Origin of the sequence: Streptomyces sp. NRRL F-525, from assembly GCF_000716605.1 — a bacterium.
Lineage (GTDB): Bacteria > Actinomycetota > Actinomycetes > Streptomycetales > Streptomycetaceae > Streptomyces.
Genome location: NZ_JNXE01000025.1, coordinates 51,204 through 67,310, shown reverse-complemented (window position 1 = coordinate 67,310; position 16,107 = coordinate 51,204). Strand labels below are relative to the sequence as shown.

At 71.2% G+C, this 16,107-nt stretch carries 10 protein-coding genes and 2 pseudogenes; 5 read left to right on the top strand and 7 right to left on the bottom strand.

Annotated features, from left to right (window positions below):
• Positions 1-2 precede the first annotated feature (2 nt).
• The gene (locus tag OO69_RS30515; RefSeq protein WP_033284134.1) at positions 3-1,739 is read right to left on the bottom strand and encodes a diflavin oxidoreductase; all 1,737 of its coding nucleotides are present in this window, start codon (positions 1,737-1,739) and stop codon (positions 3-5) included.
• 5 nt (positions 1,740-1,744) lie between these two features.
• Positions 1,745-7,270, bottom strand: a complete 5,526-nt coding sequence (locus OO69_RS30510) for a glutamate synthase-related protein (RefSeq protein WP_033284049.1) — start codon at positions 7,268-7,270, stop codon at positions 1,745-1,747.
• Positions 7,271-7,619: 349 nt separating this feature from the next.
• On the opposite strand from OO69_RS30510, the gene OO69_RS30505 reads away from it, so the two are divergent.
• The gene (locus OO69_RS30505) at positions 7,620-8,411 is read left to right on the top strand and encodes a membrane protein (protein WP_033284048.1); all 792 of its coding nucleotides are present in this window, start codon (positions 7,620-7,622) and stop codon (positions 8,409-8,411) included.
• A 54-nt stretch (positions 8,412-8,465) separates the two neighbouring features.
• Here the strand turns inward: OO69_RS30505 and OO69_RS30500 are convergent.
• Together OO69_RS30500 and OO69_RS30495 are read right to left on the bottom strand one after the other, a co-directional pair.
• Positions 8,466-9,527 (bottom strand): annotated as a pseudogene (locus OO69_RS30500) (sensor histidine kinase); the annotation flags it as partial.
• Between the two features lie 243 nt (positions 9,528-9,770).
• Positions 9,771-10,433, bottom strand: a complete 663-nt coding sequence (locus OO69_RS30495; RefSeq protein ID WP_033284047.1) for a response regulator transcription factor — start codon at positions 10,431-10,433, stop codon at positions 9,771-9,773.
• A gap of 140 nt (positions 10,434-10,573) precedes the next feature.
• On the opposite strand from OO69_RS30495, the pseudogene OO69_RS30490 reads away from it, so the two are divergent.
• Positions 10,574-10,903, top strand: a pseudogene (locus OO69_RS30490) (hypothetical protein); the annotation flags it as partial.
• Positions 10,904-11,044: 141 nt separating this feature from the next.
• Entirely contained in the window at positions 11,045-11,590 is a 546-nt protein-coding gene (locus OO69_RS30485) for a hypothetical protein (RefSeq protein ID WP_051801281.1), read from the top strand.
• A gap of 55 nt (positions 11,591-11,645) precedes the next feature.
• Here OO69_RS30485 and OO69_RS30480 read toward each other — a convergent pair whose 3' ends face one another.
• From OO69_RS30480 to OO69_RS30470, 3 genes are all read right to left on the bottom strand, one after another.
• The gene (locus OO69_RS30480; RefSeq protein ID WP_078652628.1) at positions 11,646-12,815 is read right to left on the bottom strand and encodes a serine hydrolase domain-containing protein; all 1,170 of its coding nucleotides are present in this window, start codon (positions 12,813-12,815) and stop codon (positions 11,646-11,648) included.
• A gap of 142 nt (positions 12,816-12,957) precedes the next feature.
• On the bottom strand, positions 12,958-13,617 hold the full coding sequence (locus OO69_RS30475; RefSeq protein ID WP_033284046.1) for a response regulator transcription factor: 660 nt from the start codon (positions 13,615-13,617) through the stop codon (positions 12,958-12,960).
• A 74-nt stretch (positions 13,618-13,691) separates the two neighbouring features.
• The gene (locus OO69_RS30470) at positions 13,692-14,975 is read right to left on the bottom strand and encodes a sensor histidine kinase (RefSeq protein WP_051801280.1); all 1,284 of its coding nucleotides are present in this window, start codon (positions 14,973-14,975) and stop codon (positions 13,692-13,694) included.
• Positions 14,976-15,153: 178 nt separating this feature from the next.
• Here OO69_RS30470 and OO69_RS30465 point away from each other — a divergent pair, with 178 nt between their 5' ends.
• Together OO69_RS30465 and OO69_RS30460 are read left to right on the top strand one after the other, a co-directional pair.
• On the top strand, positions 15,154-15,366 hold the full coding sequence (locus tag OO69_RS30465; RefSeq protein ID WP_033284045.1) for a hypothetical protein: 213 nt from the start codon (positions 15,154-15,156) through the stop codon (positions 15,364-15,366).
• Entirely contained in the window at positions 15,363-16,106 is a 744-nt protein-coding gene (locus OO69_RS30460; protein ID WP_033284044.1) for an ABC transporter ATP-binding protein, read from the top strand. Before OO69_RS30465 ends, OO69_RS30460 begins: the two co-directional genes overlap by 4 nt.
• Position 16,107 lies beyond the last annotated feature (1 nt).

Sequence of the window (16,107 nt, the reverse complement as noted above, 5' to 3'; positions counted from 1 at the left end):
GCTCAATACACGTCCCGTACATAGCGCTTGGCCCGCCGCAGGTCCGCGAGGTACTCCGCCGCGTCGTCGTCCCCGCGCCCGCGCTGCTCGGCCACGACACCCAGCAGCGCCGCCTCCACGTCCTTCGCCATGCGCGAGGCGTCGCCGCAGACGTACACGTGCGCGCCGTCCTCCAGCCAGCCGTACAACTCCCTTGAGCGTTCCCGCATCCGCGTCTGCACGTAGACCTTCTCGGCCTGGTCGCGGGAGAAGGCGAGGTCGAGTTCGGTGAGGACGCCGCGCGCTCGCAGCTCGGTCAGCTCGTCCTCGTAGACGAAGTCCGTCTCGCGGTGACGGTCGCCGAAGAACAGCCAGTTGCGACCGGACGCGCCCCGAGCGGCCCGCTCGTGCAGGAAGCCGCGGAACGGTGCGATGCCGGTGCCCGGGCCGATCATGACCATCGGGGCGTCGTCGTCCGCCGGGATGCCGAAGGAGGCGTTGGGCTGTACGTACACGTCAACGGCCGTTCCCTCGCTGCCCGTTCGGTCCGCGAGGTATGTCGACGCGACGCCCTCGTACCGGCGGTCCCCGCTGCCGTACCGCACCGACGCGACCGTGAGGTGGATGCGGTCCGGGTGGGCGAGCGGGCTGGACGAGATCGAGTACTGGCGGGCCTGCAACGGCCGTAGGAGGGGGAGGAGTTCGGGGAGGGTGGGGGCGGTGGACGGGTCGGTGGCCCGGAGGAGGTCCAGGACGTCCCGGCCCCAGAGCCAGGAGTCGAGGTCGGAGCGGGTGCCTTGTGCTACGACCGCCGCCAGTTCGCCGGAGGGGGCTCGCTGGGCCAGGTCGGCGATCAACTCCTTGGACGGGGTGCGGATTTCGCGTTCCGTGCGCAGGAGGTGAGCCGCTTCCCCGTCGTCGCTCGCGCCGAGGTGCTCCAGCAGGGCGGCGACCAACCGCTCGTCGTTCAGCGGTACGACGGCCAGCGCGTCGCCCGCCTCGTAGGTGATGCCGCTGTCGCCGAGGTCGAACTCGTAGTGGCGGATCTCCTTCGCGCTGTGCGGGGCGGAGAGCAGCTTGTTCACCGCGAGGCGGGAGGGGTACGGGGTGCGCTTGTTCCAGGGGGAGCGGGGCGGGGCGGCGGACGTAGGCGCCTCCGCGCCTGCGCCTGTGCCCGTCGCGCCGGTCTCGGCCGCCAACTGGTCCAGGACCGTCGTCGTCCAGTCCGCCGCCGGTTCCTCGAAGTCGACGTCGCAGTCGACGCGTTCGTGGAGGCGGGCCGCGCCGAGTTGTTCGAGGCGGGTGTCGATGAGTTTCGCGGCCTGGCAGAAGTCGTCGTAGCCGCGGTCGCCGAGGCCGAGGACGGCGTAGCGGACGCTTTCGAGGCGCGGTGCCGTGTCGGACTGGAGGGCTTCCCAGAACAGGCCCGCGTTGTCGGGGAGTTCGCCCTCGCCGTAGGTCGAGGTCACCACCAACACGTGCGACATCGCGGCGAGTTGGTCGGGAGTCACGGCGTCGAGGGCGGTCGCGGTGCCTGCGAGGCCTCGGGCTCGTGCTCGGGCGACCAGTTCGTCGGCGAGGAACTCCGCGTTGCCGGTCTGGGTGCCGAAGAGCACGTCGACCGTGGCCGTGGGGGCGTCGCCCGAAGCGTCCTTCCGGCGTCCGGCGGCGGCGATGCCGGCGATGAACCCGGCCAGCCAGGACTCCTGTTGGGCGGAGAACGGGGCGTCGGCCGGGATGAGGGCGCCGGTCGGGGGCATGAGGGTCACGCGGTCACCGTCTCGGTCGGGGCCTGCGGGATGTGTGCGTGGCGGGCGGCGATGTCGTCGAGGGCCGCTGTCGCGAGCAGCTCGTCGAAGCGGGCGGCGCGGACCCGGTCGGCGTTCTTCGTGGTCTGGTGGACGATCCAGCCGTAGGTGCCGGGGGCGTCCACGCTGAGGTTGTTGCGCTGCCGTAGGGCGCGCTTGTAGTCGTCGAGGCGCTTGCTCGCGATGAGGGTCGCCAACTCGCCGTCGTCGAACCGCTCCAGCGTCCCGCGCAGGTACTTCACCACCCGCTGCTTCACGAAGAAGTCCTCGGTGAGGACGAGGTTGCGGACGGCCTCGGTGACCCGCGGATCGTCCGGGCCGCTCGCACCCGGCACCCGTTGCAGCGCCAGGTCCTGCGCGACGCCGAGCACCGTGTACGAGGACAGGAGCGAGAACATGTCGTCGCTGCCCTGGTCGCCGAACGCCGGTGCACGGCCGCCCAGTACGGTGCGGCGGTCGCGGTAATCGACCTTGAACGCGCGGAGTTTGTCGGTGGCGATCGAGGTGGCCAGCTCGTCGAGCAACTCGTTCCGGGTCGCGGCGGCGAGGATCTCGCCCGCGTCCTGGTAGAGGAGCAGCGAGCGGGGCATCCCGCAGTACACGTACTGCCGTTGGGCCTCCCAGTCCTCCAACAGGCGTGCCGCGAGCGGGGAGTTGGTCGCCTCCACGTGCCAGGCCAGCAGCAGGCGTACGGCCTCCTCGTGGAAGGCGCCGTGCGCGGTGTCGGTGACGGAGAAGACGAGGAGGGAGTCGGCGCTCACCTGGCGGCCCAACTCGCCCGAGGGGTCGTACTGGTAGAGGAAACCGCCGCTCATCCCGTTGCCGAGGCCCTTGCCGAAGCCGCCGAGGTTGAGGACCGTGCCGCCGGTCATGTACTCGCAGCCGAAGTCGCCGAGGCCCTCAACCACCGCTGTGGCGCCGGAGTTTCGTACGGCGAAGCGGTCGCCGGCCTCGCCCTGGACGAAGGTCCGCCCGCCCGTCGCGCCGAACAGCGCGAAGTTGCCGACGAGGACGTTGCCGCCGCGCTCGGTGCTCCCGCCGCCCGGGGCGCGGACCACGATCCGGCCGCCGCTCTGGCTCTTGCCGACGCCGTCGTTCGCGGTGCCGGTGTGTTCGAGGGTGATGCCGTCGTTGCAGAAGACGCCGTAGGACTGTCCGGCGGAGCCGGTGGTGCGGATGCGGACCGCGTCGTCGACCAGGCGGCGTCGGCCCCGGTCGTCGGTGGTGACGGCCGGGATGTCCATCCCTGGTTGGTAGTTGAGGAGCCGCTCGACGTCGATCGAGAGCTGGCCGCCGACCGACTTGTCGCTGTTGCGGAGGTGGATGGCCTCGACGAGGAGGGCCGGTTCGCGTCGGTCCACGAGTGCGGCGTGGACGCGTTCGATCAGGGCGTCGTCGGTGGTGAAGTCCTTCTCCAGGTACTCCGGTTCGGCTACGACCTTCTCCGGCACGTGGGCGAGGAGGCGCCGTACGTCCAGGCGGCCCACGCTCGCCGGGTGGTCGAGGAGCTGGAGCAGGTCCGTGCGGCCCCGGGCCTCGCGCAGGGAGCGCAGGCCGAGGCGGGCGAGGATCTGGCGGACGTCGTGCGCGATGTTGAGGAGGTACTGGGCCAGGGCGCGCGGATCGCCCTCGAACGCCTCGGAGTTGGTGGTGAGTCCGGCCGGGCACTTCACGTTGCAGTTCTTCGCCATGACGCAGCCGAGCATCATGAGGGCCGTCGTACCGAACTCGAAGCTGTCTCCGCCGAGCAGCGCTGACGTCACGACGTCGCTGCCCGTCTGGTGCGCGCCGGAGCAGCGCAGGACGACCTTCTGCCGCAACCCGTTTGCTACGAGGGCCTGGTGGACCTCGGCGACGCCGATCTCGGCCGAACGGCCCGCGTACTTGAGGCTGGTGACCGCCGCCGCACCCGTACCGCCGGTGTTTCCGGCGACGTTGATGACGTCCGCACCCGCCTTCGCGACGCCGACCGCGATCGTGCCGATGCCCTCCGAGGACACGAGCTTCACGATCACGCGGACCCGCGCGGCCTTGCAGTCGTGGATGAGCTGGGCCAAGTCCTCGATGGAGTAGGTGTCGTGGTGCGGGGGCGGGGAGATCAGCTCGATGCCGGGGGTTCCGCCGCGCGCCGCCGCGATGTCGACGGTGACCTTCGGCGCGGGCAACTGGCCGCCCTCACCGGGCTTCGCGCCCTGCCCGATCTTGATCTCCAGTTCCTGGAGCATCGGGTCGGCGAGGTAGCCCGCCCAGATGCCGAAGCGTCCGGACGCGAACTGCTTGATCCGGGAGCCCCGGATGGTGCCGTAGCGGGAGCGGTGTTCGCCGCCCTCACCGCTGTTGGACATCGCGCCGACCATGTTGGTGCCGTGCGCGACGGCCTCGTGCGCGGTGGCGACGAGCGCGCCGTGGCTCATCGCGCCGGAGGCGAGGGCGCGGGTGATCTCGTGCGCCGGTTGGACGTCGGGGAGTTGGAGGCTGTCGGGGGCGCTGCGGAGGAGGGTGAGGAGGCGGGCGGCGGTGCCGATGGCGGTGACGAGGACGCCGGTCTCGTGCAGCTCCAGGGTCTTGACCTCGCCGGGGTGCGCGAGGGCCAGGCCGTCGGCGAGGGCGGTGTGCAACTCGGCTGCGGGGGAGGCGAGTTGGAGGCGGGCCGTCACCGCGTCGTCCGTCGGCCGCTCGGTGACGGTCGCGACGACGCCCCTGACCGTGACGCTCGCGTTGCCGTCCGTCGAGAAGCGGCCCAGTTCGCGGGCGAAGTCCTCCGCCGTGCGCAGGCCGGTGACGTCGGCCGGGAGTGCCAGCACGTCACGGAGTGCGGACGGGCGACGGGAGCGTTCCTCGTGCGTGGTGCGGAGGAAGGCGCGGTAGCCGGGGGTGATCCGGAACGCGTCGATCTCGTCGTCGCTGAGCTGGTCGTAGCCGGTGTTGCGGTAGGCCGCGTCGGTGATGCCGAAGGCGTCGTCGAGCTGGCCGAGGGTGAGGAGGCGGAGGGCATCCGGGTCGCTCTCGCGCCCGAACTCCGGCTGTTCTTCGGCCATGTCACCGAAGCCGCGCACGGCCGAGACACCGAAGGAGTGCCCGGCGCCGTCCGACCGTTCCTTGAACAGGCCCAGCAGCGGCACTTGTTGCTCGGTTTCGACGGCTCGGGCGCGCTCGTGCCACTCGGTCGCCGCCTGCGCGATGCGCGCGAAGCCGACCCCGCCGACCGGCGCCTCCATGTGCGGGAAGGCCCGTGCGAAGACGTCGTCGCGGGTGTCGAGGTAGTTCGGCTCGAAGAACGCGCCGCCGATGTAGCTCTCGGCGGTGCAGAGTCCGACCCGGCCCATGGTCTTGGCGAGGGCCTTCTCGGCGGCCTTGCGGAAACGCGCCAACGCCCGGTCGGTCTCGGTGACTTCACCCGCCGGGGCCGGTGCGCTCGGGTGCTTCTCCTCGGCGCGCAGGCGGGCGCTGAGGCTGTAGACGGCGGAGGCGCCGAAGCCGAGCGCGGTGGCGACGTGGTGCGAGGACGGCAGCTGGCCGCTCTCCGCAACGATCGAGACGCGCAGCCGCAGCCCGGTCTCGATGAGGCGCTGGTTCACGGCGGCGACGGCGAGGACGACGGGGAGGGGAGCGCGGGTGGAGGAGATCGCGCGGTCGGTGAGGACGGCGATGCCGCCCTGCCGGGTGGCGAACTGCTCCACGTCGTCGCAGAGTTGGGTGAGCGCGGTGCGCAACGCGTCGGCGTTGGCGGTCTCGTCGCCGACCACCGGGTCGTAGAGCATGTCGAAGCGTTCCAGCGGGACGATGCGCTGGTCGCGCAGGCGGACCATGTCCAGGTGGCCCAACACGGGGGAGGAGACCACCAGTTGGCGTCCGGCGGCGCTGCCCGTGCCGTCCGGCTTGGGGCCGAGGGCGACGCGCATGCTCATGCCGTCGGCCTCGCGGATGCTGTCCAGGGGCGGGTTGGTGACCTGGGCGAAGCGCTGCGAGAAGTACTTCGCCATGCCGCCCTCGGTGTCGCTGAGCGCGTTGATGGCATTGCCGTAGCCCATCGCGGAGATGCGTTCCGAGCCGTTGGCGAGCATCGGGTCGAGGAGGAAGCGGAAGCTCTCCTGGTTCAGGGAGTACGCCACATACCGTCCGGCTAGGGCGAGATCGCCGTCGTAGCCGAGGGTGGTCGTGCCGCGGTAGTAGTCGGGCGCGGGCAGGTCGTCGAGGTTCACCCGGGCCGCGTCGAGGAGTTGGGAGTACGGGCGGCGGGAGGCGAGGGCGTCGAGGACCTCGCGGGTGCGCAGGCGGCGACCGGTGCGGTGGTCGACGACGAGCATGCCGCCGGCCTCGATGCGGCCGCGGTGCACAACTTCACTGTCCGGGAAGGCGACTTGACCGGCCTCCGACGCCACCATCAGGTACTCGGCGGTCTCGACGGTACGCAGCGGCCGTAGCCCGAGCCGGTCGAGGCGGGCGCCGATGACGTCGCCGTCGCTGAAGATGACGGCGGCGGGGCCGTCGTTCTTCTCCTCGTAGAGGGAGAAGTACTCGAGCATGTCGCGGACGGTGGTGGGGAGGCTGCGGTCGTTCTCCCAGGCGGGCGGCATGAGCGATACGACGGCTTCGACCAGGTCCAGGCCGTCGTCGAACACCCGGCTCTGCAGGGTCTGGTCGAGGCGGCTGGAGTCGGACTGGCCGGGCGGGCGCACGATGCTGCGGGTCCGGGCGCGGGCGAGGGCCTCGTCGCTGAGCCTGTTCTTGCGGTCGGTGTTCAACTCGCCGTTGTGCGCCATGAGGCGGAACGGCTGCGCCATGGTGGGGTGCGGTTCGGTGTTGGTGGAGAACCGGGTGTGGAAGTAGAGGGAGCGGACGGAGTGGCGGGGGTCGAGCAGGTCGCGGAAGTACCCGATGACCTCACCGGAGTTGAGGCGGCCCTTGAGCACCTGGGTGCGGGCGCTGAGCGAGAGCGGGTACAGCCCGGCGTAGGTGTCGTCGGCGTACGCGACGGCCTCGATCGCGAGCAGGGCGCGGTGGGCGGCGGCGTCGACGTCCGTGCGGGACCAGGTCTCCGGGGCGCGGAACACCCACTGCACGATGGGGAGTTGGTGGGGTTCGGCGGCGGGGCGGGTGACGCGGTGGTCCACGGGGACGTCGCGGACGAGGAGGACGTCGAAGCCCTGGTCGGTGATGCTGCGGCCGACGAGGTGCAGGGCGGCTTCGGGGCGGGCGGCGTCGGTGGGCATGAAGCAGTTGGCGACGCCGAAGTGGCCTGCGCGCAGCGCCTCCCCGGTGATCGCGGAGAAGAACTCGACCGACAGGTCTACGCTCACGCCCGCGCCGTCGCCGACGCCCTCGGCGGACTTGCCGCCCCGGTGGGGGATGGCGCGGAGCGCCTCGTCGCCCTTGATGATGACGTGGTGGCTCGGCACCCCGTCGAGGCGGGTGAGGAAGCCGACGCCGCAGTCACTGTGGTCGAGGGCAGGGTCGTAGAGACCGAGGGTGGAGTGATTCACGGGCCCGTCCTGTGAGCGGCTGGTGCGGCTGGGGGTACCTCCCGGGCCCTTGGGGCGTTGGGGGAGGACGGCCAGGCTGCGTCGGTGGAGCGCTCGCCGCGGGCGGACCGGGGGACGGTCGGACCCTGGATGGTGCGAAGAGTAATAGTAAGGGTTGCCTAACTTGGATGGCAAGGGTGGGTGGCGCGCGTCGATAGCACCCCGCGCACGGCTCTGACCAGCGGTTCGGCGGTCCTGTTCAGGTTGCTTTCAGGTCCGCGCGGGTCTTGGGCAACTCATGCACCGTAAGCGCAAAAGCTCTGGCAAAGAGGGCTGGGGCGGGGGTCGGGCGCCGTGTCAGGGTGCCGCCATGACGACAGATCACCTCACCCACGCCCGGCCTCCGCGCCGTATCCCGTACGCGGCGAGCAAGGTGCCGGAGGTGACCGTCTACTTCTGGATCATCAAGGTGCTGACCACCGGCATGGGCGAGACGGCCTCCGATTTCCTCGCCCATCTGTTCGGCCCGATCCCCGCGGTCGGGCTCGGCGGGGTCGCCCTCGTGGTGGCGCTGGCGGTCCAGTTCGCGGCCCGTCGGTACGTCGCGTGGATCTACTGGACGGCGATCGTCATGGTCAGCGTCTTCGGCACGATGGCGGCGGACGTGCTGCATGTCGGGCTCGGGGTGCCGTATGCCCTGTCGACGCCGTTCTTTGTGATCGTGCTGGCGGCCGTGTTCGCGCTGTGGTTCGCGAGTGAGCGCACGTTGTCCATTCACAGCATTACGACCCGTCGGCGTGAGGGCTTCTACTGGGCCGCCGTTCTGGCCACGTTCGCCCTCGGCACGGCGGCGGGTGACCTGACGGCCACGATCGGTCTCGGGTATCTCGGCTCCGCCGTCGTCTACGGCGCCGCCATCGCCGTGCCTGCTGTCGCTCATCGCGCGGGACGGATGGGCGCGGTGCTCGCCTTCTGGTCGGCGTATGTCATCACCCGGCCGCTCGGCGCGTCCGTCGCCGACTGGATGGCTGTCGGGCATGCGCGGGGTGGGCTGGCGTTGGGGCTCGGGCCGGTTACGGCGGCCTGGACGGTGGCGATTCTCGGGTTCGTGGGGTATCTGGCGGTGTCGGGTAAGGACGTTCGGCGGGATGTCGCTGTGTGACGGGGTGGTGCGTTGTTGGCTTTCCCGCCGTACGGAGCAAGGGAGTTCGGGGCGCTACGGCGTGACGCCGCCCGGCGGGAGCGTGATCACGAACCGGGCTCCGAGGGCGTGTCCTTCGTCGTACGACACCTCGCCGCCCGCCGACCGGGCCAGTCGGCGGGCCAGCGGGAGGCCCAGGCCCGCGCCGCTGTGTCCGTCGTCGGGGTTCGCGCGGCGGCCGGGTTCGAAGAGGTGGCCGGCGATGCGTTCGAGGCGGGCGGGTGGGATCCCGGTTGTCAGGTGGGGTCCTTCGACGGTGATCGTCAAGTGGGCTGGTACGTCGAGGAGTTCGGCTAGTCGGCGCAGGGTGGGTACGACCTCGGCGATTCCCGGAGCGGTCGGGGTGTGTTCGCGGGCGTCGGCCAGGAGGGTGTCGCAGATGGTGCGCATGGACTCGGCGGCGTCCCCGATGACCTGATGGGTGGCGCGGGTCTGGGCGGCGGTGCGCGGTCGCGTCTGCCACCAGTCGAGTTCGGCGATGATGCGGCTCAGCGGGGTGCGGAGTTCGTGCGAGAGCTCTCCGGTGAGCTGTTGCTCGTGGCGCAGGAGGGAGCGGATGCGGTCCAGTATGGAGTCCAACGACGCCCCGAGCGCGGCGAGTTCGGCCGGGTGCCGGGTGCTGCCGAACCGTTCGCCGGAGGCTACGGCGCTCCACTGGGCGGCCTGGTCGGTCATCGCGCGGACGGGGCGCAGCGCGCGGCCGACCGCGAGGCGGGTCAGGGCGTAGGCGCAGGCGAGCATGACCGCGTCCAGGGCGAGTGAGCCGACGAGCAGGGTGTGGGCGGAACTCCGGTAGGGGGTCAGGTCCAGCGTGGTGACCACGGTGGCGGTGCTGCGGCCGCCGGGTACGGGCTGGGAGCACAGCTGGAGGGGGCGGTCGAGGTCGGCGGTGACGCAGTGCCGTCCGCGCTGGGCGGCGAGTCGGCCGGCGATCGGGTTGAGGGGGCCGGTGCCCGGCGGGCCCTCCAGCAGTCGGTGTCCGGCGTAGATCCAGACGTTGGCGTCGAGGAGGTCGTCGTGGGAGGTCTCCAGGACGCGGGCGGTCGGGCCGCTGGTGTCGACGGTGGTGGCGACCGCGAAGGGTGTGCGGCGGGGTCGGGGTCGTGGCGGTACGGCCGGCCCGCCGCCTTCGGGGCCCCTCGCGTGTTGTCAGAGGTGAACGGGTTGGTGCCGGGTGCGCGGCGGGCTGCGCCGTACCGCCACGACCCACTCCCGGTTCGTCGGCGGCTGCGGGCTCGTGGGGGTGGGGGTGGGGGGCGGCCTGGAGTGCGGTGCTCGGGGCAGGTGGTGGCTGATCCGGCGGTTCGTGGCGGTCGCCGCTCATGAAAGGTGGTGGCCGATTCCGCGGGCCGTGCCGATCGTACGGTCGCTGCCTGCTTCGCGGAGTTTGCGGCGGAGGCGGGTCAGGTACTGGTCGAGGGTGTTGTCGTGGACGCGGGCGCCTTCGGGCCAGCCTGCGCGGATCAGGTCGCGGCGGCCCACGATTCCGCCGGAGGCCGCCATGAGCGCGGCCAGCAGCCGGAACTCGGTCGGGGTCAGTGCGACCCGGGTGTCCCGGACGCCGACCGAGTGGCGGACCGCGTCGAGGACGAGGTCTCCGTCCGGGGCGGCGGGCGGTGGTGCGGTGCGCTGCAGCGCTGCCCGCAGGCGGGCCGCGAGTTCGGCCAGGTGGAACGGCTTGGTCAGGTAGTCGTCGCCGCCCGCCGAGAACCCGGACAGCCGGTCGTGCAGCCGGTGTTGGGCGGTCAGGAAGACGACGGGTGAGCGGAAGCCGTTCGCCCGCATCGCCTGGCACACGTCCCGTCCGTCGGCGTCGGGCAGCCCGATGTCGAGTACGGCGGCGGAGATGTCGCCCCCGGCCAGCCGCAGGGCGGTCGCCCCGTCCGGCGCGGGCACGGTGTCGAAGTCCTCGTCGCGCAGCCCGCGCATCAGCACGTCACGCAGGGTGTGGTCGTCCTCGACGACCAGGATGGTCGGGCGCATGGTCCTCCCCGGGCTGACTGGTGCGACTGCGACCAAGGTGACTACAGCCATGTAGACGGTCTACTGAACTGTAGACGAAGGTGCCGTCACGCGGCAGTCAGGATGCGTTCAGGTACCCGCTGGCACCGTCGGGCCCCATGAAGGCGGGCCTGGGCCTGACCGGGGTGTCGCTGCTGATGAGCGCCCTGCTCGCGGTCGTCCTGGTCGTCCAGTTCCGTACGGCCGCCTACCGCGCGGGCGTGTACTGGCTCGCCGCGACCCTCTTCGCCCTGGCCATCGGCGCGGTCGCGATCGCCCACCGCGCGCTGGGCCTGGGCGCGGTGGTGAGCTTCTGGATCGCCTACGTCCTCACCCGCCCGCTCGGCGCCTCGATCGACGACTACCTCTCCCAGCCGACCGGCGACGGGGGTATCGGCCTCCTGGCGGTGACCCGCAAGGACGTCATCGAGCCGGTGGCAGAGGGGAGTTGAGCGGGGGAGGGGGTGTCTGTCCGGGCCAAGCGGCTCGTGCCTTTTCTTGGTGGCTGGGCAACGGCTGGTCCACGTCGATCTTTTCGCGGTGCTGCGGGGTCGGTACTGTCCCTCTGGCGTCTATCCGATCGGTAGGGGGACATGTCGGGAGAGCTGTTCACTCTGGTGGGAGTGCTCGTCGGCGCGGCTGCCTCCTACGTGGGGGGAGCGTTGATGGAGCGGGCTCGATGGCGTCGCCAGCTCTCGACGAGGTGGGACGAGCGGCGCCTGGACGCCTACCTCCGATACGCCGACGCCATCAAGAAGTTCACGTCGGTGGCCGGCCGCCTGGCAGCGGGCAAAGGGCTCTTCGATCTGCCTCAGCCGCTCGCTCAGGACGTCGGTCTGGAGCGCCTGGCCGACGCCGAGTTGGAGCGGGGGTATGCCTTCGAGGCTGTTCTCCTGATGGGGGACGCCGAGACCATCTCGGCAGCGAGGACGCTGCAACGCCATGCGTGGGTCCTGGAGCAGTTCGTACGTGACATGCGTTCCGGTACGGCGGAGGACTGGACGCGGGCGTTCAGAGAATTCCAGGAGAAGCGCGACGAGTACTACGTCGCCGCGCGCAAGAGCCTGGGCGTGTACGCGGCGTTTCGGCTGCGGACCGAAGACCCGGTCATCCTTGGGCAGGACCCCCGGCAGTTGTAGCGCAAGCGGGGGGGCGGCGCCCGGACGTCCTCGGACGCCGCCGACCGAGGTTCCCCTACTTCCTTCCCGCGGCGCAGAGTTCGCTGTCGATCAGCGCGTTCTGCGCCATCTCCGTGGACAGGTCGGACGCGCCGTCGCCCGTCGCCTCCAGGACCACGGTGTGACGGCCGTCCGCGCTGACGCCGTCACGCGTGGTGTAGCCCATCAGGTCGCCGGCGTGGCTGTAGTAGACGCCGCCGCAGGTCAGGGGGATTTGCATGAGGCCCAGGCCGTAGCGGGCGCCGGGCCAGACGGAGTCCAGGGACGCCGCCCGTACCGTCGTCTTCATCTCCGCGAGTTGGGCCGGGTGCAGGAGCTTGCCGCCGAGGAGGGATGAGAAGAAGCGGGTCAGGTCGTTGGTCGTGCTGATCATCGCGCCGGCCGAACCGGCCACCGTCGGGTTGAGGTCGGTGACGTCGATGGTCGGGCCGGATCCGCCGAAGTCCGAGTAACCGTGCAGGTGTTGGCCGGGGATACGGGACGACGTGTCGGGGGCCGAGGTGTCGCGCAGGCCCAGCGGGCGGATGATGCGCCGGGTGACCTCCTGCTGCCAGGTGTGGCCGGTGGCCTTCTGGATGATCATCCCGGCGAGGATGTAGTTCGTGTTGGAGTACTCCCACTGGGTGCCCGGCGCGAAGTCCGGGGCGTGCCGCATCGCGATGCCGACCAGCTGCTGCGGGGTCCAGGTGGTGTAGCGGTCGGCCTCGAAACCCGCCACCGTGCTGATTGCCGGGAAGTCGGCGGTGTAGTTGAAGAGACCGCTGGTGTGGTTCAGCAACTGCCTTACGGTGATGGCGTTTCCGTCGTTCCTGTTCCCCGACACCGTGCCCGGCAGCCAGTGTTCGACCGTGTCGTCCAGCGACACCCGCCCCTCGCCGACCAGTTGGAGCATCACCGTCGACACGAACGCCTTGGTGCTGCTCGCGATCCGGAACTTGTCGGTCACGCGGGCCGCCCGGCCCGTGGCGGTGTCGGAGACTCCGGTCGTGGCGTAACGCCGTCCGTCCGGCCCCGTCGACTGGGCTACGACGGCGACCGTGCCCGTCCTCTCGATCGCGTCCACGCTCTGCTGGAGGGTCGGGGTGGTGCGCTGCCGGGACTCCGTGGCGTTCGCCATGGGCGTCGCGAGGCCGAGGCCGAGTGCGGCCAGTGCGGCTACGGCTGTGAGATGACGGGTCGTCAACATGGGCTGTCTCCCTGGGAGTTGGTGGTCGCTCGCACCGGCTTCCGGTGTGTTCACCAACCTAGGGAGACGGCCCGCGGTGATCGATCCAGTGCGCGGGCCGGTCCGGCGTACAGCCTGCTGTACCGAGGGACTGGGGAAAACCTCAGCCCAGCCGCCGTAGATCCTCCAGGTAGCGCAGGACGGCCGCGACCCGGCGGTCCACCTGGTCCGTCGGGGACAGGTCCAGCTTGGCGAAGATGCTGCGGATGTGTTTGTGGACGGCGCCGTCGGTGACGACGAGTTTTTCGGCGATGGCGGAGTTGCCCAACCCCTCGGCCATCAGGGCGAGTACGTCCCGTTCGCGGGGGCTGAGCCGGTCGAGGCGGGTGTCCTGGCGGGAGCGGGTGAAGAGCTGGGCGACGACCTCGGGGTCGATCGCGGTGCCGCCGGCCGCAACGCGGTTCAGGGCGTCGAGGAACTCCTCGACCCGGCCCACCCGTTCCTTGAGCAGATAGCCGAGCCCGCTCACCCCGCCGCCGAGCAGCTCGGTCGCGAAGCTCTGCTCCACGTACGCCGACAGCACGAGTACGGCCAGGTCGGGGCGTCGGCGCCGGGCCTCGACCGCGGCGACGATGCCCTCGTCGGTGTGGGTCGGCGGCATCCGTACGTCGAGGATGGCGACGTCGGGTTTGTGTACGTCGATGGCGTCGAGGGCCTCGTCCGGGGTGCCCGCGGTGGCCACCACGTCCAGGCCCTCGGCGCGCAGCAGCAGGGCGAGGCCCTCGCGCAGCAACGGGTCGTCCTCGGCGATCACGATCCGCATCTCAGTCACGCTCCACAGCTCAGGCAAGTCAAGTTCCGCATTGCAGGATCCCGTTGCGCTTCATGATCCCCAACTCACGTACCGCACGGGAGATCTACGGTGAGGACCGTCGGGCCGCCCGGTGGGCTGGTCAGGGTGAGGTCGCCGTCGTGCGCGGCGATACGGCGGCGGATGCCGGTCAGGCCCGAGCCGCCCTCTGCGTCCGCGCCCCCTCGCCCGTCGTCCTCGACCCGCAGGATGAGCCGCCCGCCGGTGCCGCGTGCCGTGATCGTGGCGTGGGCCGCGCCGCTGTGCTTGGCGATGTTGGTCAGGGCCTCGGCGACGACGAAGTAGGCGGTCGCCTCGACGGAGGCCGCGCAGCGAGCGGGTACGTCCACGTCGATCCGGCACGGCACCGCGCAGTCCGCGGCGAGACCGGAGAGCGCGCCCGCCAGCCCCCGGTCGGCCAGCACCGGCGGCAGGATGCCGCGCGCGACCGTGCGGAGTTCGGCCAGCGCCGTCTCGGCGGCGGACTGGGCGCGTTCGAGGAGTTCGTCGGCGCCCGCCGGGTCACGGGCCACCATGCGGCGGGCCGCCCCGAGCAACACGGCCACGGAGACGAGTCTGTTCTGCGCGCCGTCGTGCAACGAGCGCTCGATACGGCGGAGTTCGGTCGCGTGGGCGTCGAGGGCGGCGGCTCGGGTCGCGGTCAACTCGGCTACGCGCAGGGAGAGATCGACGTCGGGACCGGCCGCGAGGAGTCGTCGCCCCGGGCCCGACTGCAGCCGGGCCATGCCGGGTGTCAGCCCCAGGATGATCGCTATCCAGCCCACGCCCAGCAGCGCCACGGCGAGGGCGTCCGGCCAGGTGTGCGCGTTGCCGATGCCGAGCGACGTGGCCGTCGTGTTCTCCGGCATGAACGTCCAGTACAGCGGGAACGCGGTGTCCCGCACGGCCATGATCGGCAGCAGGATGCCGAGCAGCCCGAGCGGCAGGCCGAGGGTGGAGTGCCGTAGCAGCCACCGCAGTTCGCGGTGGGTGGTGGAGTCCACGAGGGCGGCCCGGAGCCGGGTGGGCGGGGGCTGCGGGGCTACGACCTCGGAGCCCCGGCGGGCGAGCCGGTCACGTTCGCGGCCGGCCAGGGCGTGCAGGGCGCGCAGCGACGCGGGGGCCAGCAGCAGCCCCACCCCGGCCACGCTCGTCACGGCGGTGAGGGTCAGCCAGAGCAGCAACAGGGCAGCCAGTACAGCTGTGTTGAGCCCGGAGACGAGCTCGGCGATGGCCCGGCCCGCGGCGCTCAGGGTCCGTAGCGCGATGTCCTTGAAGCTCTCGCGCTGGGCGGCCGGCGCACCGCCCGCCTCGCTCGTGCTCGCTGTCATGCGAACGACCTTATGCCGTACGTGAGTTCTCCGTGGGCGGAGGAAGCGGGGAGTACAGCCTGCTGTACCCCGAACCGGGCGGGCTGCGGGATCGGCCGCGAGGGGTGCTGATCCATAGCGTCGGTGACGACAGCCGGACCCCCGGAACGCACCGCTCAGCACCACGGGAGAAGCCCCCATGCCGAACACGACGACGACCACCGAACCCGACCGTCTCAGCCCCGGGGACATCGCCCGCACCCTCCTCTGGACCGTGGTCGTGGCCAGCGCGCTCACCAACATGGCGGTCTCCTTCGGCGGTGCCGACACTTGGGTGCACCTGGTGTGCGGCGCGGTCACCGTCCTGTGCGCGGGCACCCTCGTCGTCCGCAACCTGCGGGGCCGGCGATGAACACCACGGCCACCACCATGACCACCGCCGCCATCGCCCTGGAGGGCGTCAGCAAGGCCTACCCCGGAGGCGTACGCGCCCTGGACGACGTGTCGTTGACCGTGGAACGCGGCACCTTCCTCGCCGTGATGGGGCCTTCGGGCTCCGGCAAGAGCACGCTGATGCACTGCGCCGCCGGGCTCGACTCCCCGACGTCGGGCAGTGTCCGTATCGACGGCCACGAGATCGCCGGGCTGAACGAGACCAAGCGCACCCAACTCCGGCGTGAGCGGGTGGGGTTCGTGTTCCAGGCGTACAACCTGATCCCCTCCCTCTCCATCGAGGACAACATCACGCTGCCGCTGCGACTGGCGGGCCGCCGAGCCGATCGTGACTGGCTGCGCACGCTGGTGGAACGGGTCGGGCTGGCCGACCGGCTGTCCCATCGCCCGGGCGAGCTGTCCGGCGGGCAGCAGCAACGGGCCGCCGTCGTAAGGGCGTTGGTGGCCCGCCCGGCGGTCGTGTTCGCCGACGAACCGACCGGCGCGCTCGACCTGCGCAGTGCCCACGAGGTGCTGGACCTGCTCCGCGATCTCGTGAACGACCTGCACCAGACGGTCGTGATGGTCACCCACGACCCGGCCGCCGCCGCCCGCGCCCACCACGTCCTGGTGATGGCCGACGGTCGTGTGGTCGACGCCCTCAAGGCGCCGACCGCCGACGAACTGGCCGCCCGCCTCGTCGAGTTGGGGAGGGTCTGAG